This is a genomic window from Bacillus sp. UNC438CL73TsuS30, assembly GCF_000482325.1.
Classification (GTDB): Bacteria; Bacillota; Bacilli; order Bacillales; family Cytobacillaceae; genus Neobacillus.
In genome coordinates this window covers 44,525-60,951 of record NZ_AXVA01000011.1, presented here as the reverse complement: position 1 = coordinate 60,951, position 16,427 = coordinate 44,525, and the positions used below count along the sequence as shown (strand labels likewise).

Here is a 16,427-nt window from a genome sequence, read left to right as displayed (position 1 = left end):
AGCTTAAAAGAATATTCATCGTATATCCTCCACATTGAAAATTAGTGTTAAATTTAACACTAATGTTAGTATCTGTCCGATGACCTTTATTTATGAATCATTTCTATTTATTAAATGATTTCGATCTTCTGTTTGTGGCGGTTCTTCATACCATCCGTGTTTAAACATAATTTCAAGCCCTTCTTGACCATAAAAATACACATCTTTGGCAAGTAATGCGGTTTTTAAAGAAATATCATTTCTTAAGGTGAAAAAGGTTCCGAAACTTCCCCCAACAATGCAGAACCCATTCAGTAAGTCGATACAAAACATCATGAGTTTGTCTGAAAAGGGAGCAACTGTTGAAGTCGTTACCGTACTTCCTGTCGTAGCCGAAAACTGAATATTATTTTCTAAAAGTAAATCTTGATATGTTTTTATATGCTTTTTGGCAAGTTCTTTCCCTTTTTCAAAATATTGTCTAACCTCTTTGTTCTTTGCACATTGGGCAAATCCAGTAATAAGTTGCATTCCAATGTTATTCGTTTCAATACCATAATGAAGAAAACCTAATTCAATAGCATTTAATGACCTTTTTTCACTAAATGGTTTATACCCACTCATATAGCGTTTACTCTCAATGAATTCAGTTCTTTTTGGCATGGTAATAGTTGGAGGATGTGTAAGAATCCCTTTTTTCAGCAAATACACCGTTGCCAATTTATAACATTTTTGAGTCACTGTAGTCAGACCTTCATAGATGGTCATTACATCTATTCGGTACGCCATATTCATATTAATGGTATACATGCCCAAGCTGATTTCTTTTAGGATGCGAAGGAACATAATGTCGAATCCGTGATCAAATAAATTAGGTGCTTCTAAGTTGACATCCTCTTTTGTAAATCCTATAGGTACAACTGCACCTTCACTTTCAAAAACACCTTTTATCAGCTCTACATAATAATCCAATTCTTGCCACAACATACCCATGATATTTTTAGCTTCTTGGTCATCTGATTTTTCTAAAAAGTATTCAAAAATTCTTAGGATCATTGTTTTTTCTTGGTATGTAAGCCAGAGTGTCCCTAATTCAGATGAGCTTAACGGTTCTTTAACAATAAACACCTCAAACCCCCATTTTACATCATTTTTTAAAGTATGTTTCAAAATGATGTATATTATTCCAATTGGTGGAAGTTTTATTACTGCCTGTTCGGTCCATAGACTGCTAAAGCATTTTTAGAAATAAAAAAGCCACAAGAACCGTCCCCTAGGTCTTACGCCTGTGAGGTGATTGGGTGTTTAAAGTGTTTAGGAAATCTGATATTGCCAGTATTTCTGACAAACAGGGCATTCCCTCCTTGGCATTCTCCCCTTTGAACCTCAGCGATTTCAGGGGTATAGTGAAAGACGACTTTTGTAGTTTCATCATTGCTCAAACGGCTGATTACATGTAGTAGATTTAAATCGCGATCGGAGAGGACATCATACAGGTGTAGTGTATCCCCCTCATGCTGGCAAATAACAAGAGCCTGTTCCTGTTCAAGATAGTAAATATCCTCTGTAAACACCTTCATAGCATAAAAAATCAGCAATTCTTCAGTTCCCGCTGTTCCGAATTGATCAACTGGTTTTCTTTTTGCAGCGGCTTCATAAATAAACTTTAAATCTCGGATTTTAGTAGGAAAAGTGTTGCTGTTGGGCTGAACTTCTAAACTAAACAGGGTTTCTTCCATTCTTGCAAAACCGAATTTGGGATAAAAGTCGAGGACTGTGTCGTTCGCAAATAAATACATAACTTCAATATGATTATAGTCTTCGATTACTTTTTCCAAGAGCAGCCTCGAATACCCGCAATTTCGATACTCTTTGTCCGTCATGACGGTACCAATTTGAATAGCTGGTACCCTCTGGCCAACAATATCCAACTCAAGCAGGTTAACAGAAACATTGGCAATCACTTTCTCATGATCAACCAGTGAATAGGGTATGTATTTATCCGTCCAATAACCCTCCTGGTACCAATCCTCAAATTCAATCCCAAAGGTTTTCATTGCCAACTCATTGAAGCTATTCCTAAGTGCCGCATTTTCTCTATATCCTTTTAAAAATTCCATTATTTACCCCCTTGCCAGAATTTCATAGTAATTTTATTACACAAAAAATCTTAAGTGACTAGTAAATTTTTATTATGTATATATTTTAACCATGAAAAAAAGCTTACTCAAGAGTAAGCTTAACCGCTATATACACTATCACATGTTCCAGCTTTTGGTTCATAAAAACAATGTTGTTTAAATTGACCAGATTGAGGTTGATCGTACCATGTTGGAGGGCATGGAGCATGTGGATTAAAATACCATAGGGCATATTTCGCTGGGTGATCTCTCCAATAATCCAAATTCTGTTTTGCTAATCTTCTTTCAGCAGTTCTTGATCTTTGATAAAAAACATTCCCTTTTTGAACGGCTTCAAAGGAAAAATTTCCTCCTTGTACTTGAAAAATAACTTGGGGAACTGTTCTTAAACCTTTAAAATCTAAACAATTTGCTGCAAGACGATTCACAATTACATTTCCAACATATAACATTCCCTGTTTTCCTTCACCTTCGGCTTCTGCTCTCATCATCCTTGCCATTACATCAACATCTGAGCTTCGGTAATTTACTCTTGGCATTTTTCCACCCCAAAAATATTGTATGAAAAAAAGCCTACAATCATGTCATTTTTATGTGATAACGGCGGGATCTTCTGCGATATGTTTTGGGACTTGTTCCTCATTCTTAACTTCGATAATTGAACTAAGGGAAGCCGCAGCACCCCCATTGTTAGTTTAAAAGAAATGCCGAACAGTTAAGACATTTACTTCATTAAGAAACTAAGATGCTAAAGACCTTCAATCTTAGTGGTGACCTTATTTAATTTACCTGCACCTTATGTTGGAGAATCAAACAGCCGGCTATAGCAGCCGGCTGTTAAAGTAACATACCCAATTGTTGAAAATATTCACTATTCTTCTTATTTAACTAACGCACCTTTAGTCTATTTAACCTTTAATGTTCTTTTGGTACGCTAATTCCAAATCCAGTGTTTGATTTAAATAACACTTCTTCAAAGGATCCTTTTTCCGTTTTCTTCCTAGATGATAAGACGGTTCCTAAATATGCACCAATAAAACCAAGTGGAACGGTAAAAATCGTCGGATTTGCTAATGGAAATAACGGAGCTCCTGTTAAAATCGCCTTTCCCGCTTCGGGGTTCCAAACATTTGGGCTTAACAAAACAAGCACAACCGAACTAATTAATCCAACTACCATTCCTGTTACGGCACCCGTCTGATTAAATCGCCTCCAGTAGATTGTACATAACATGACAGGCAGGTTGGCGCTTGCCGCAATTCCTAAGGCCAGCACGGATAAAAACGCAACATTTAAATTCTTTGCAACTAATGCTAAAAGAATGGAGGCAAGTGCTACAATAATAGAAGAAATACGGGCTACTTTCATTTGTTGCTTCTCGGTTATTTTTCCCTTTTTAATAATTTGTCCATAAATATCATGCGCAAAAGCGGAGGCAGACGTTAAAACAAGAGCCGATACAACGGCAAGAATGGTTGCAAAAGCAACAGCTGAAATGAAAGCGAATAGAAAGTCTCCACCTACAGAAAGCGCTAACATTGGCGCGGCCAAATTCCCCGCAGGATTAGCGGCCACAATTTTGTCCCAGCCGACAAAAACTGTTGCACCAAATCCGAGGAAGACAACCATTAGAAAGAACGCTCCAATAATCCAAGTGGAATAAACCACCGATTTTCTTGCCGTTGCTGCATCTTTTACAGTAAAAAAGCGAATCAGCAGATGTGGTAGCCCTGCGACTCCAAGGACAAGTGCCATGTTAAGAGAGATCATGTCCAATCCATTACTGTATTTATTTCCCGGATTCGCCAATTCCGCACCAAATGGACTGGCTGATTTAATATGATGGAACATTTGAATGATGCTGAAGTCAAACTTTGCAAATACTAATAAGGTTAACACCAACGAGCCTCCAAGCAAAAGCACGGCCTTTGTAATTTGCACCCAGCTCGTTGCTGTCATCCCGCCGAAAATGACATATATAGTCATTAAGACTCCAACAATCACGACTGCAAGCCAGTAATCAATCCCCAGCATTAAACTAATCAGTCCGCCGCCGCCGACCAATTGGGCAATCATATAAAAAATTGAAATAACGAGGGTACTAGCTGCTGCCGTACCACGAACCTTATTGGATTTAAAACGTGCGGTAATCATATCGGCCAATGTGTATTTTCCTAAATTGCGCATCGGTTCCGCAACTAAATAAAGCAAGAAAAGAAAACCCAATAGATTTCCAATACTCATATAAAATCCATCAAATCCAATTAAGGAAATCGCTCCGGTTATTCCTAAAAAGGATGCTGCCGACATAAAATCCCCAGCTATGGCTAGGCCATTTTGTGTTGCAGTAAGTCCTCCTCCAGCTGTGTAAAAATCACTGGTACTTTTGGTTTTCTTTGAAGAGAAATAAGTAATGGCCAATGTTAATGCAATAATTCCGATAAATAGCAAGATTGAAAGTGTACTCATCCACTAAGCTCCCCTCGATATTTATGTAAAATAGCTTCCGCTAAATTGTCATATTTTTCTGATTTTTTAACATAAATAAAACCGCATACCCAGACTAGTAAGAATTGTAATCCGGCAAAAATCCATGCACCTGTAATCGGTCCAATAATTTCTGTGTGCAGGACCTTCGTGTAGGCAGCTAATAAAGGTAGTGTAAAATAAAAGATAAGAAAAAAGATTGTTGTTGGGAGGATAAATGTTTTTTTCCTTTTGACCAATTCTTTGAATTCTTTCGTTTGAATTAATTCTTCGTAAGAGATATTTTTTTGAAAAGGCAGTTCTTGAATTTTTTGTTGCATCCTCTCACCTCATTTTATAACAATTTTAAAAAGTTTCACTAATTTAACGATATATACTTTTTAGGAGATATAATCCTTAATAATGCCTGCTAATCCTCCCTTCATGACTCTTAACGATACATTTATACTACGGTTGTGTGTAAAACTGTTATACACTCTTCAGAATATAGCACACTTAAAAATTTATGTAAATGATATTTTTAAATTTTTAGAATTATATGAAAATACTATATTACCCTAATAACTTGTTTAACCAGTAATCTCATTAATAAAAGTCTTTGAACTATCCAGTTAGTGCAACAAGAAAAAGGACCGCCACAGCGATCACTTTCTTTAACTCTTACACCCTATAGTTTAACTACATCTCTTTACAAACTCAGTTATAAATTTTCCCATGCCAAAAGTTAACAACTGATATTAAATGTAGTTAAACCACAAAGTGCACTTTATATTTTTTCCTTCAATTAAGCAATTTTCAATGAAATCCTTGGATTTTGTTAATAAGCTTTTGTAAAAGAAACAATATACTAGATTCCACCCATCCTTGAAAACATACTTGTGATAAGACAGAGCCTCAGTCGGTTAGGTCCTTCCATTCTTTGTAAAGAGACGGACGAAAAATTTTTACATACTTCAAAAATTCATCTAAATATCCAATTTTACTTAAATCCTTTAGCAATCTTACAGGGATATTCGTTTTTCTATTAAATGCTCTTTTATGATCAATTACCTTTATTTCCCTTAATTCATTGATGAAAATATGACGAATTTGCGTGTCAAGTCGAGTAAAACCAATTCCTTTGAATTCATCCAGCATCACTAAAAGTTTTTGGGCGGTTGATTCGGATAGCTGGTTTTCTTTTTTTAGATAATGTCTGAGAGATGGTCCGTTAATAAACTCGATCACAATATAGTTACGACCATACTCATAAAGCGTCGGAATAACGGAAGACGATTTTCCTGCCTGGTAGGCTTCTAATTCATTTCTACACGTTTCTTCCTTCTCAAAGATTTTTATACATTTCTCAGGGGTAAGTTGAAAAATAGACCCGTCACTCCCCTTCCCAATTTTTTTATAATCGATTAGGTCTTCAATATAAACCCACCCATTGTTTCTAGAAACAATTTTCTTAAAATTGTTCAATTCTTATCCCCTCTTCTTTTCAAAGACTGCTTCTATTTGCGGTGAGGTAATGTCAACATGATAGAAGCGGACTTTTGGGCAATTAAACTAAGCCAAGTTCTTCTCCCCAAACCACTACTTTCTCCAGATATCTTTTTAAAAGCGCACTCTTTTTTCCGTTTAAAGCTCTTTGCAAATGTTTTGCCAGTTTTTTTTCTAACGTTCTTTGCAAATACGCCTTTTTTAAAAGAATTACTGGATCTTCCTTAAAAAAGATTCCATGCTTTTTCATTTCCTCAACATATAATCGTACGCAACGAGTTCGGATTTCCTCCTCCTTTTTTTGCCAATCCCAGCGAAAATCAATTAATAATTCAACAAGAATCACCAGATCATACCAGCATGGCGCGTATTTTACTGACTCCCAATCGATTAATTGAATATCCCATTTTCCGTCGTCACTTGCGTTTTTACAACAAATATTATGAACGTGGAGATCACCATGAATAAGACACTGTCCGGTTTCGATAATTTCTGGGAAGAAAAGAGGACCTTTATTTAGTATTTTTTGAATGGCATCATATTTTGGTTCAACTAATTCTTTTAATATTGGGTCGATCATTGCTTGATCGAGGTACTTTCTCGTTTTCTCCAAATATTCCTTTGTCTCTTTTCTTTTATCTGGCGAATCAAATTGGGGCAAAGGAATATCAATCAGGTCTGAGTGCTGCAAAAATCGATTTCCAAAGGTTTGGGCATGAAATTTTGCGATTGTAGGAATAATTCGTTCCAAATGATGTGGGGCAAGTTTTATTTGTCCCCTTAGCGGATTAACAAATTCAGTAACCATCCATATTTCTTTACTACTTTCATTTGGTTCAAGCCAGTACAATTTAGGCATATATTCATGGTAAACAGGATAAGCCTTTGTATACATATTGATTTCTACCCTATGATTTTCATTTAGCGGCAATTTGAAGATTTTTAGAACAATTGGAAAGTACTTAGAACCATCTGTCATTACCAGCTTCCAAATACTTGTCTTTTCCCGTGAATTCTTTAGGTTTTCAATTTGATCTTGTATTAAATCGACCGGTTTACCAAATGCTTTTGATAATTTTTTATCCCATTTGAATTCCTGCCATTGGAGCACAACTTCTTCTAGAAGGTTCAATGGTACGTTACCCCTTTAACGATTAGATTTTTCAGCGTCTTCCCCATAGGTTTCGAATGTGGGAAATAAAACTACGAATAAAAGGAAGTGGATCATACAAGGAAAATAAGGCCTCTACCTTCTTTCCGGACAGACTTTTCATCCACCCAAAGAACGTTATCTCACCATTTCTTTTATTTTGACGGAAGGATAGGAAATCTCGGACGAAATAAACCCACTTTATTCCTTCTTTTTGTTTTAGAACAGGAGATGGATTTTGGTCGGTAAGCGATAAATAGTACAAGTAGGCCAAATTAACACCTACAGAACTCGATAATGCTTGGGTTAGTCCAATTCTTGGATTGATTTCAATAAATTTTAATTGACCATCTCTTGGATCTCTTTTAAACTCAGCAATCGCTAAGCCTTTAAACTGTATTTTTTTGAGAAAAGGTATAGCTGTCTGAATGACTTCTTCGTTTCGTTTACTTAGAACAAGGGCGGAGGATCCATAGTGCGGAGGAAATTGGTGTAATTTTTGGTTCATCCATAACCCAATTAAGTTCATTTGATCATCAAAAAACGTTTTAATAGAATAAATGCTATTATCCTCTCCAGGAATGATCTCCTGAATCATTAACTCCCCAAAGGAACGGTAAAAAAGATACTCCTCCCATAGTTTGGAGGCATGCTGCACTACAATCGCTTTTTTATACAATCGGTTATCAATTTGTGAACGAAAATAGGAAGAACGAACGGGCTTTAATATACAAGGGAATGTAATTTGGTCGATGATTTGCATTAATTGCTCTTCATCCTGGATCGTGAAGGTTTTAGGACAGGGGAGGTTTGATTGGACGGCTAGTTCATACGTTAATCGTTTATCTAGGACTGCTTCAACGAGTGAATGTTCTGGCAGCAGAAATTTATAGTATTGTGATAAGACGTATCTATTTTTAGATATAAAATAGACAAAATCGTCGGAACCAGCATACAAGACTGCTTTTTTGCCCAGGTTTCGTGACAAATTGGCTAAAAATTTCAGCAGATCAGCTTCCTCCGAAACAGGACTTGGACATATACCACAGCGGGCATATCGAGTTTTACCAATTTTATATTTTCCCTCCGTATCATACGCATAAACCTGAATTCCTTGTTTTGCAAGACTCCGAACGATACCAATACCCGTTGCACTCAAATCTAATACAACAGCAGGAATGTCATTTCGCATGGATTCTTCTCCTTTCATAATAATGATCGGTAGATTTTATCTATTTCTTTAACCATATTGGTGACCGTCAATTGTTCATCAGCAAAATTCTTGGCTTGCTTAGCAAGTACTACTCTTAACAATTGATTCTGCACGAGTAATAACAATTTTTCGGCTAGCTGCTTAGGATTAGCAGGTTCAATAATAAGTCCGGTATCATTGTCTTGAATGATTTCCGGTATTCCCCCCACATTGGTCGCCAGAATAGCCTGCCTAGCAAACATTGCCTCAATAATCGAGATTGGTAGTGTATCACTAAGGGTTGGCTGAACGAATATGTCGGATTGACTAAGCAATTTGGGTATATCGTTTCTGCTCCCTAAAAAGTAAACATTCTTTAATTTAAGCTCCTTAATTTGATTTTCAAGCTCTTCTCGCATCTCTCCATCACCAACAATCCGCACCTCTACATTATATAAATCGTCTTTAAGAAGAGATAGCGCTTCGAATAAATACTTATGCCCTTTACGCGGACGAAGGCGTGAAACACAGGTTATAATGATTTTTTTTTGTTCCTTCTGAAATTCCTTAACCTCAAAATCGATTCCTGTGTAAACCGTGGTCATGCAGCTGTTATCGGCCCCTAATTTTTTAAAAATCGGTCGAAAGGCATCACAAAGAATAATCATGTGACTTGCATTTTTAATCGCTTGTTCGTCAATAGTGGAAAAATAACGTTCTTCGATTGACCCCTTTTCAATTAAATTAAACTTTAGTTTGGAATGAGTCATAAATCCATGTGGGGTGAATAGAATCGGTTTTTGAGAAGCCTCTTTTATTGTTCCTAGCACATTGCAAGTGAACCGATCCTGGGCATGAATGATATCATATTTACTGAAATCCACATTCATTAGCATCATTTTATAAAGAGAAAGATTGCATATATTGTGAAGGATTTTTTTGCTTACAGTGCCGTAACGCTTTCGAAAAAATTTTTTGAAATCATTTAGCATTTCGGAATAGATCCCTTTTGTTTCTTCGACCGGAAACTCCTCTGGTGAAAAAATATCTACCCGATACCCTAGTTTTTCGAATCCGTCTTTAAGATTGGCAATATAGTTTTGCAAACCTCCGATAACGTGATAGTCCCAAAAGGTGGTAATGAGAATTCGAAGATTTTTTTTTTCCTTTTTTTCTTCGGGTGCCTTCTCTTTCTTTATAATTGGTTCATCCACAAAATTTGAAGCTACACCGTAATATTGATCCATGGCTTTGATTAGATATGGGAAATGAGCAGGCAATGGGGGCAAATCACTCACTTTCGCTTTGGTCATTTCCATACTCTCCTAATGATTTCAAATGCTTCTGCATATTCTACACCGACGGTCATTCCTCGTACACGAGATAAATATTTTACACCTTCATATGAGCGCGGATGAGGGAATGGTCTCATTTCTATGTCATAATGCTCTAGAGACTTAATTTTTTCTTCAATTGTGTCTGTTATATCGACAAAATAATTTGGTTTAAATTCTTTGTCATTGGTATGCTGACTCCATTCACTCGAGGATACGGTTTCAAAACATAGAATTTCCACTGGCCTTTTTCCAGGCAGTGGACGTGCTGCGGTTAACACCGCTTGAAACAAAATTTGATGGTCACGATTGGTGTCACCATAATGATGGGTAAAAATAATAGATGGATCATACTTATCCAATAAGGCTTCAATGGATTTATTGATTTCATGAAGGGGTACGGTTTCTAATAAAAGATTAGGAAACTCCAAAAAAATTACCTCTTCCACCCCCATTTGTTTATTGGCTTTTAACATTAGAGGTTTAATGTGATGCTCCTCTTCCTTTCGTCCTTTGGCAGCAATGACGGAAATGACTCTGTACCCATTATTTACTAATTTTTTTATCGTCCCACCGCTTCCAAGAATTTCATCATCGGGATGAGCCGCAATCACTAGTACAGTCTTACTCATAATAAACATCAACTCCAGAAAAAATTCTTTCTAGAAGTATATGGAAAAAATCACCTTAACGACATGGACAAACATTGAAAAGTGACAAAATATGAATATAGTTGAATAATTATATATTTCATCAATTAGATTTATATATTTAAATAACAAATCTCATCAACTCGTATTAAGATTAAAATAAAAAAGAATGCACCCTAAAGATTAAGTGTAATACTTCACAAATTCCTCTATTATAACTAAAAATGTCACAGGAAGGTGCATTATTCTTTAACGTCACCATGTTTCTTTAAGAAGTTTAGCATTTCATTGAAAGCGTTTTGGGATGATATTTCATTATATTTTGTAGAGTATGGGTCACTAAATCCGTGTTTTCCAAAACATTTATAGATCTCTATATTCTTTTTATCTAAATTTGAAATTAACTCATCCACACTAAAGGATTGTTCCTCTTGAGGAAAGAATAAAAGTGTAGGACATCGTGGTACTATTTGATTGAAATTCCTAATTCTTGAACCATAGTATCCCACAACCCCATCAAGGCACTCTTCCTCACTACACAACCAAGCAACAGTTGCCCCGACACTAAATCCAATAATATATATTTTTTGGTATTTATTTTTCACAACTAATAATAAATCCTTTATTTTATCTACAGCAGCAGAGAACCCTACATTCTCCATAAAATTGAGATAGGCAGTTTCCTCTTCAGAATAGTCAAATGGTTGTTCTCGTTCTAATAAGTCCGGACAGATAACATCAAAATCCTGTTTTGATAATAAATCACAAAAATCCATTATATGTTGATTAATGCCATAGATTTCGTGTATCACAACAATCAATTTACCTGATTTTTTCAATATCTGAAGCATTTTTGTCCCCCCTTAAGAGTGATTCTACAACTTTAGCTAAAAAGGGAATTTTCCCCTTTTCTGTTTAATCCTTTACTTGATTTACTAGTTGCAGGAAATGTATCCTTTTTACCCGAAACCTAATGGCTGAACAGTTTGATGCCATGCCAGCCGCTTACATCGCTTTGGCCATATTCATTATCACCCGCAGCAACCACCGAGCCGTCCGATTTAAGGCCGATGGTGTGAGCGCAACCCGCCGCAACTGGTACAATATCGCACCAGTCACTTACATTGCATTGACCATACGCATTCCAGCCCACAGCCGCCACAGTACCGTCAGATTTAAGGCCGATAGTATGATTACTACCCACAGCGATCGCAACAATACCGCGCCAGTCGCTTACATCACATTGACCAACCTTATTTTGACCCACAGCAACCGCCGTTCCATCCGATTTTAGCCCAACAGTATGAAGATAACCTGCAGCAACTGCTACAATGCCTCTCCAGTCGCTTACATTGCATTGGCGATACCGATTATTACCCACAGCCGTCACTCTGCCATCTAATTTGAGACCAATGGTATGCCAGTCACCCGCCTCAACCGCCACTATGTCGCGCCATCCGCTTACATTGCATTCACCATCATTATTTCGGCCCACAGCTGTAACCGTTCCATCCGAGTTTAGCCCAACGGTCCGACGCCAACCCGCTGCAATCGCTACAATATCGCGCCAGTCTTTTACATCGCATTGGTTATGCTTATTCCAACCCGCAGCCTCCACAGTACCGTCAGATTTAAGACCGATTGTATGAGCATTACCCGTGTTCGTCGCCATATGAACATTACTAGCAGCGACTGCCACAATATCGAGCCAACCGCTTACATTACATTGGCCATATTTATTATCACCCACAGCCGTCACCGTACCGTCAGATTTAAGACCAACGGTATGACGACGACCCGCCGCTATGGTATCTTTAGGCCACCGTTTCACCTTTAATACCGCTTCTTTCGGTGAAATGTAATCCATGTTTTACCTCCTTTAAAATAAGACCTATTTTAATAGTGTATCACTTTTGGTTGTTATACTAACCTCCCTTTAGATTACAACAAAAGGTATCGCCGTAGCATTCCCTTCTTTAACAATTGCACCCGATATCATTCCTGCAGATTGGTATTTTTTCGACTTTTAAAAAATAGGGCTCCTTGTAAGATATGAGAGTAGACACTACTCTAACTCACAACTTAGGCGGAACCCTACGATGAGGTCGATTTCCTAACTCTTTCAAGTTTAGTGAGACGAACAGCACGCTATTTTACAATTTCTAATTGATGTATAATAGTTTGAAGAAATTGTATTTTAACGGGGTGGTAATGAAAATGAAGATTTTGTTTGATGAAACTTACACTTCAAATGACGGAAAGCGTACGAGCAGGAATATTTGGTATGGAGATGCTAATCTATCTGTTGATGGTGAATTTGGAAAGGTCATGAATCTTAATGAAGATTTTATGGCTCTTTTATGCGAAATAATAAAAAATGACATATCTAAAAATGCAGCAAATAAGCCTACTGAAACTAACTGGTATATTTATGGAAGTGGTGTAACTCAGGACGCTATTGGAGACAATATTATTCCGACAATTATGATTCGTGAGAAGTCTAACGAGTTTATAACTAATTTTAATATCAGTGACCACGATTTTGCTGTAAATATTGATGCTATTCTGGTGTTTAAAGCGGAATTTGAAAAACGTTTAGCCAGTCATTGAGGGGTAATATCCCTATATGCATTTTCAAACTGCGTGCCATGGGACGATTTTTGCGGCTACTTTTGAACAAAAAATGCCAAAAGAACCGTCCCCTAGGGCTCACTTAATACTACTGGATAGAAACATGGAGGCATCCTGATTCATAAAAATACGATTGCCATGATAGAATGTCTTAATTTCAGTTGATATAAATCCAACTTCAGATAATCTGTTTTTCAGATCGACATGCGTAAAACCGTTATGAACTCTCGGATGATAGATTTTTTCATTTTTGTCAAAATCGATAATTAGCAGCATCCCACCATTATTTAAAATGTTGAACAATTCCTGTAAAATTTTTTTAGTATCCGGTATATGAAGAAGGACGAGTGACATTAAAACGATGTCTGCCTTACGTTCAGGAGTTTCTTGAGTAAAGTCGGAATAAAGCAATTTTGCGTTGGTAATTCCTTTGTGAGAAATTTTTGCTTTCGCAACCTCCAACATTTCTTTTGATGAATCTACCAACAAAATATCATCTACTAAATCTGATAATTCTAAACTAACCAGTCCAGTACCGCTCCCATAGTCTAGTAAAGATTTTGATTTACTATTTTGTAATACCGGTCTTACTTCCTTAACAATCACTTTAGCTAGTTCGATTCTTTCCTCTGTATCATATCTTCTTGCCATCTGTTCAAAAACGTTATTTTCCATATTTCACTCCCCTATTTATTAAAAATTAAGGCTTTGTTAAAACTGTTGTTGCTTTCCGCTTCCATCCAATTTGTTTACTAATCAACATTGTTCATTATGATAGCCAAAATAAATGCTATATAGTGAACATTATAGCAAAAAAATATTTAATACGATTGCAATGCTTTGTTCATAATTTGTTAAACTATTTTATCTATAATAAATTTGCTAGGACAAATTAACATCAAACCCCTTCTAAAAAAGTGTCAGGTACCTTTCTGCTAAAGGAATACCTGGCACTTTTTTATCAAACCACATAAATTCCCTCGTAGAACCCGACTCACACGCCCTTGTTATATCCATTTCGCTACTTAACATGCTGTATCCAGAAAATGGTTATTGGACATTTCTTCAGGTGCATATAGTGTCCGTGGGGGTGATCAGATTGAACAAAAAGAGCATCATCATTCTATTCTTTATAATGATAGGGATGCTTCTTACTGCCTGTGGGAATGATCCAGTCAAGGATGATTTACAAAATTATGTAAACAAGCAAACAAAGCCGCTCGCGAAAAAAGAAAAAGAAGTGATTAATCTTTATGAAAGTGTCACGGGAGCAAATTATACAAATGACGAAACCACCTATAACACAATGGTAAAAGAAGTAATCCCCAAATACCGCGACTATATTTCCAAAGTAGAAAGCATCCAACCCGAAACAAAAGAAGTGCGTGATATCCATGAAATATATCTGAAAGCGGTCAATTTACAAAACAGCGCTTTTATTATGATTGTCAGTGCGATCGAAGAACAAGATCTTAATAAAATCAACGAAGCAAATAATAAATTAACAGAAGCAAGAAAATTAATGAGAGATTATCAAACCGCATTAAAGGAATTGGCGAAAAAGCATGATTTGACATTTAAGAATAACGATTAATGAATTCCGCTTGGACGGTTGGAAGGTTCTTACGGCCACTTTTGGACTAAAATAGCCACAAGAACCTTCCCCCTATGTTCTTTTTAAATTATCCAATTTCTTTATTAATCCCACAAATCCTCTAATTGTAAATAAAGTGAAGTTTACACTTCCGAAGGTATGGAATGGAGACCATTTTTTCCACTTGAATAACCTGGAATTCTTTTCAAAGTACCATTGGCCGATACTCATTGGTACACTAAAAATTAAACTCTTTAAAAGAATTTTAACCAAATTGTCATTATAAGATATTTTAACCCAGATAACACTTAAAATTGGGAAAAACAACATGTCATAAATAATATTGGTTTTAAAAATTTTAGGAAAAGGGCGAACGGGGTAATCAATTCTTTTGGTACCCACAACATAAGCATCAACTAGAGTTGCAAGTACTCCTTTTGAGAAAAAAATAACTAGATTTTCCCTCATTTTTGATCCTCTGAATAGGAAGGGGAAGGAAACAAGGCATAGTGCGGTAAGTAAGTTTAACAATTTTTTCTCCACTTATATACTACTTCCTCTCAAATATGTAATAGTGATATTATTACAATTTCCCCAAACATATTTTTAATTCCCTTTTAGTTATTTTTTAAATTGCACTTACTATAACTCATTAAACAAAATTTTGAATCGTTCGAATCTCCCCATGTGGGATGTAAAAAACTAACTACCTTGTTGCCTTTTCTCTTTTGAGATCTACAATCCTCCCTCCATCTCCATTTCTGCAAAGTTATCGGGATTTTTCTTACCCTTGTCTGCATAGAATGTAGACAAGGGTGAGTGATCTCTCAATGAAAATAGGTGAGCTTGGAGGGAATAACCTAATGCAATTTATTGAAGATGTTAAAGACGTGAAATTTAGTTTTTTGGAAAAACCGCCGGCGTCGTCTATGGCTTATGCATTTGTTTATGTAAATAAGAACAACGAATACTATGCAGTTAAAAATGGTGAGCGTTTGTCACGAAGTGAATTACGGGTTGGTAAATATAATAGGGTTTATACCGTCAATATGCAGCAGCAAACCATCACCTACAATGAGGAAGTCTCTTCGGCAACAAGAGGAAGAAGGTTTTCTGTCAATTTATTTATCGATATTGCCGTCGAACACCCGGAACGCTTGGTCCAACAAAATGCAGGAGAGTTTCGCACCATGATTAATAATAATCTGCCCTTCTGGGTAGAATCAGAAGCAAGATTTTTTCCTATTGAAGAGGAACTGAGATTTGCCAGGCATATTGAAGAATTTTTTCAGAGTTCGCCATTAGTCAAGGTGTTAAGAGAGGCTGGAATCGTTGTTCGAAATATTCGTGTTTTAATCCGGCAAGGAATTCGGGACCAGCGCCATGATGAGACGATCGCTGATCTAGACCGGAACGCAGAACTATCTGCCTATCAAGAAGCTCATGACTTGGAGGAAGCGCGCCGAATTTCTGCCTCGATTAAAGAAGCACTTGAAGAAGGTGATTTTATCACGGCTGGGAAGCTTGGAGAAAAAAATGAAATGGCAAAGCGGTTGGTAGAATCAGAGTTTATCCAAAATCAAACCTTTAAATTTGAAGTAAATAAACAACTTTTAAACTTGATCAACGATCATACGATTGACCAGTTCCAGGCAGAACAAAGATTAGCCAAACTAAAGAAACTATTCCCCTATCTTCCCATCGATCTGGAAAAAGGAAATGGGCAAAAACAGATTTCTAATCCAAGGAGAGAACTTCCATCCTATTTAAATAAAGGAGAGTAG

The 16,427-nt window shown here is 36.6% G+C and carries 17 protein-coding genes; 3 read left to right on the top strand and 14 right to left on the bottom strand.

All coding sequences use genetic code 11. The features are described from left to right. Nucleotides 1-90: 90 nt before the first annotated feature. The 12 genes from M028_RS0104790 to M028_RS0104735 form a co-directional block, all read right to left on the bottom strand. The gene (locus M028_RS0104790; RefSeq protein ID WP_331280303.1) at nucleotides 91-1,107 is read right to left on the bottom strand and encodes a DUF3231 family protein; all 1,017 of its coding nucleotides are present in this window, start codon (nucleotides 1,105-1,107) and stop codon (nucleotides 91-93) included. A 152-nt stretch (nucleotides 1,108-1,259) separates the two neighbouring features. Continuing rightward, on the bottom strand, nucleotides 1,260-2,099 hold the full coding sequence (locus tag M028_RS0104785; protein ID WP_035423774.1) for a GNAT family N-acetyltransferase: 840 nt from the start codon (nucleotides 2,097-2,099) through the stop codon (nucleotides 1,260-1,262). Between the two features lie 119 nt (nucleotides 2,100-2,218). Next, nucleotides 2,219-2,659 carry a cell wall hydrolase gene (locus M028_RS0104780; RefSeq protein ID WP_026572891.1) on the bottom strand — a complete coding sequence of 147 codons (441 nt, stop codon included), beginning with the start codon at nucleotides 2,657-2,659 and terminating at the stop codon, nucleotides 2,219-2,221. A 376-nt stretch (nucleotides 2,660-3,035) separates the two neighbouring features. After that, nucleotides 3,036-4,589 carry a solute symporter family protein gene (locus M028_RS0104775; protein ID WP_026572890.1) on the bottom strand — a complete coding sequence of 518 codons (1,554 nt, stop codon included), beginning with the start codon at nucleotides 4,587-4,589 and terminating at the stop codon, nucleotides 3,036-3,038. Further along, on the bottom strand, nucleotides 4,586-4,927 hold the full coding sequence (locus tag M028_RS0104770) for a DUF485 domain-containing protein (RefSeq protein ID WP_051590935.1): 342 nt from the start codon (nucleotides 4,925-4,927) through the stop codon (nucleotides 4,586-4,588). Before M028_RS0104770 ends, M028_RS0104775 begins: the two co-directional genes overlap by 4 nt. A gap of 574 nt (nucleotides 4,928-5,501) precedes the next feature. Then, entirely contained in the window at nucleotides 5,502-6,071 is a 570-nt protein-coding gene (locus tag M028_RS0104765) for a kinase (protein ID WP_026572888.1), read from the bottom strand. 82 nt (nucleotides 6,072-6,153) lie between these two features. Further along, the gene (locus M028_RS0104760) at nucleotides 6,154-7,224 is read right to left on the bottom strand and encodes an aminoglycoside phosphotransferase family protein (RefSeq protein WP_026572887.1); all 1,071 of its coding nucleotides are present in this window, start codon (nucleotides 7,222-7,224) and stop codon (nucleotides 6,154-6,156) included. 31 nt (nucleotides 7,225-7,255) lie between these two features. Continuing rightward, nucleotides 7,256-8,434 carry a carboxylate--amine ligase gene (locus M028_RS0104755; RefSeq protein WP_026572886.1) on the bottom strand — a complete coding sequence of 393 codons (1,179 nt, stop codon included), beginning with the start codon at nucleotides 8,432-8,434 and terminating at the stop codon, nucleotides 7,256-7,258. Nucleotides 8,435-8,448: 14 nt separating this feature from the next. Further along, nucleotides 8,449-9,747: a glycosyltransferase family 4 protein gene (locus M028_RS0104750; RefSeq protein ID WP_051590934.1), complete on the bottom strand. Its 1,299-nt coding sequence runs from the start codon at nucleotides 9,745-9,747 to the stop codon at nucleotides 8,449-8,451. Next, nucleotides 9,744-10,400 (bottom strand): PIG-L deacetylase family protein, encoded by a 657-nt coding sequence (locus M028_RS0104745; RefSeq protein ID WP_026572884.1) that lies wholly within the window; start codon nucleotides 10,398-10,400, stop codon nucleotides 9,744-9,746. Before M028_RS0104745 ends, M028_RS0104750 begins: the two co-directional genes overlap by 4 nt. Before the next feature lie 260 nt (nucleotides 10,401-10,660). Further along, on the bottom strand, nucleotides 10,661-11,269 hold the full coding sequence (locus M028_RS0104740) for a dienelactone hydrolase family protein (protein ID WP_026572883.1): 609 nt from the start codon (nucleotides 11,267-11,269) through the stop codon (nucleotides 10,661-10,663). A gap of 119 nt (nucleotides 11,270-11,388) precedes the next feature. Further along, nucleotides 11,389-12,285 carry an RCC1 domain-containing protein gene (locus M028_RS0104735; protein WP_026572882.1) on the bottom strand — a complete coding sequence of 299 codons (897 nt, stop codon included), beginning with the start codon at nucleotides 12,283-12,285 and terminating at the stop codon, nucleotides 11,389-11,391. 350 nt (nucleotides 12,286-12,635) lie between these two features. Between M028_RS0104735 and M028_RS0104730 the strand changes: the two genes are divergently transcribed. Next, nucleotides 12,636-13,028 (top strand): hypothetical protein, encoded by a 393-nt coding sequence (locus M028_RS0104730; RefSeq protein WP_026572881.1) that lies wholly within the window; start codon nucleotides 12,636-12,638, stop codon nucleotides 13,026-13,028. 99 nt (nucleotides 13,029-13,127) lie between these two features. On the opposite strand, the gene M028_RS0104725 is transcribed toward M028_RS0104730, so the two are convergent. After that, nucleotides 13,128-13,724 carry a class I SAM-dependent methyltransferase gene (locus M028_RS0104725; RefSeq protein ID WP_026572880.1) on the bottom strand — a complete coding sequence of 199 codons (597 nt, stop codon included), beginning with the start codon at nucleotides 13,722-13,724 and terminating at the stop codon, nucleotides 13,128-13,130. Nucleotides 13,725-14,148: 424 nt separating this feature from the next. Here M028_RS0104725 and M028_RS0104720 point away from each other — a divergent pair, with 424 nt between their 5' ends. Continuing rightward, nucleotides 14,149-14,643, top strand: a complete 495-nt coding sequence (locus M028_RS0104720) for a hypothetical protein (protein ID WP_231510770.1) — start codon at nucleotides 14,149-14,151, stop codon at nucleotides 14,641-14,643. A gap of 72 nt (nucleotides 14,644-14,715) precedes the next feature. Here M028_RS0104720 and M028_RS0104715 read toward each other — a convergent pair whose 3' ends face one another. Then, a complete protein-coding gene (locus M028_RS0104715) occupies nucleotides 14,716-15,186 on the bottom strand; it encodes a CBO0543 family protein (protein ID WP_026572878.1) in 471 nt (156 codons plus the stop codon). 320 nt (nucleotides 15,187-15,506) lie between these two features. Between M028_RS0104715 and M028_RS0104710 the strand changes: the two genes are divergently transcribed. After that, on the top strand, nucleotides 15,507-16,427 hold the full coding sequence (locus M028_RS0104710; RefSeq protein WP_026572877.1) for a hypothetical protein: 921 nt from the start codon (nucleotides 15,507-15,509) through the stop codon (nucleotides 16,425-16,427).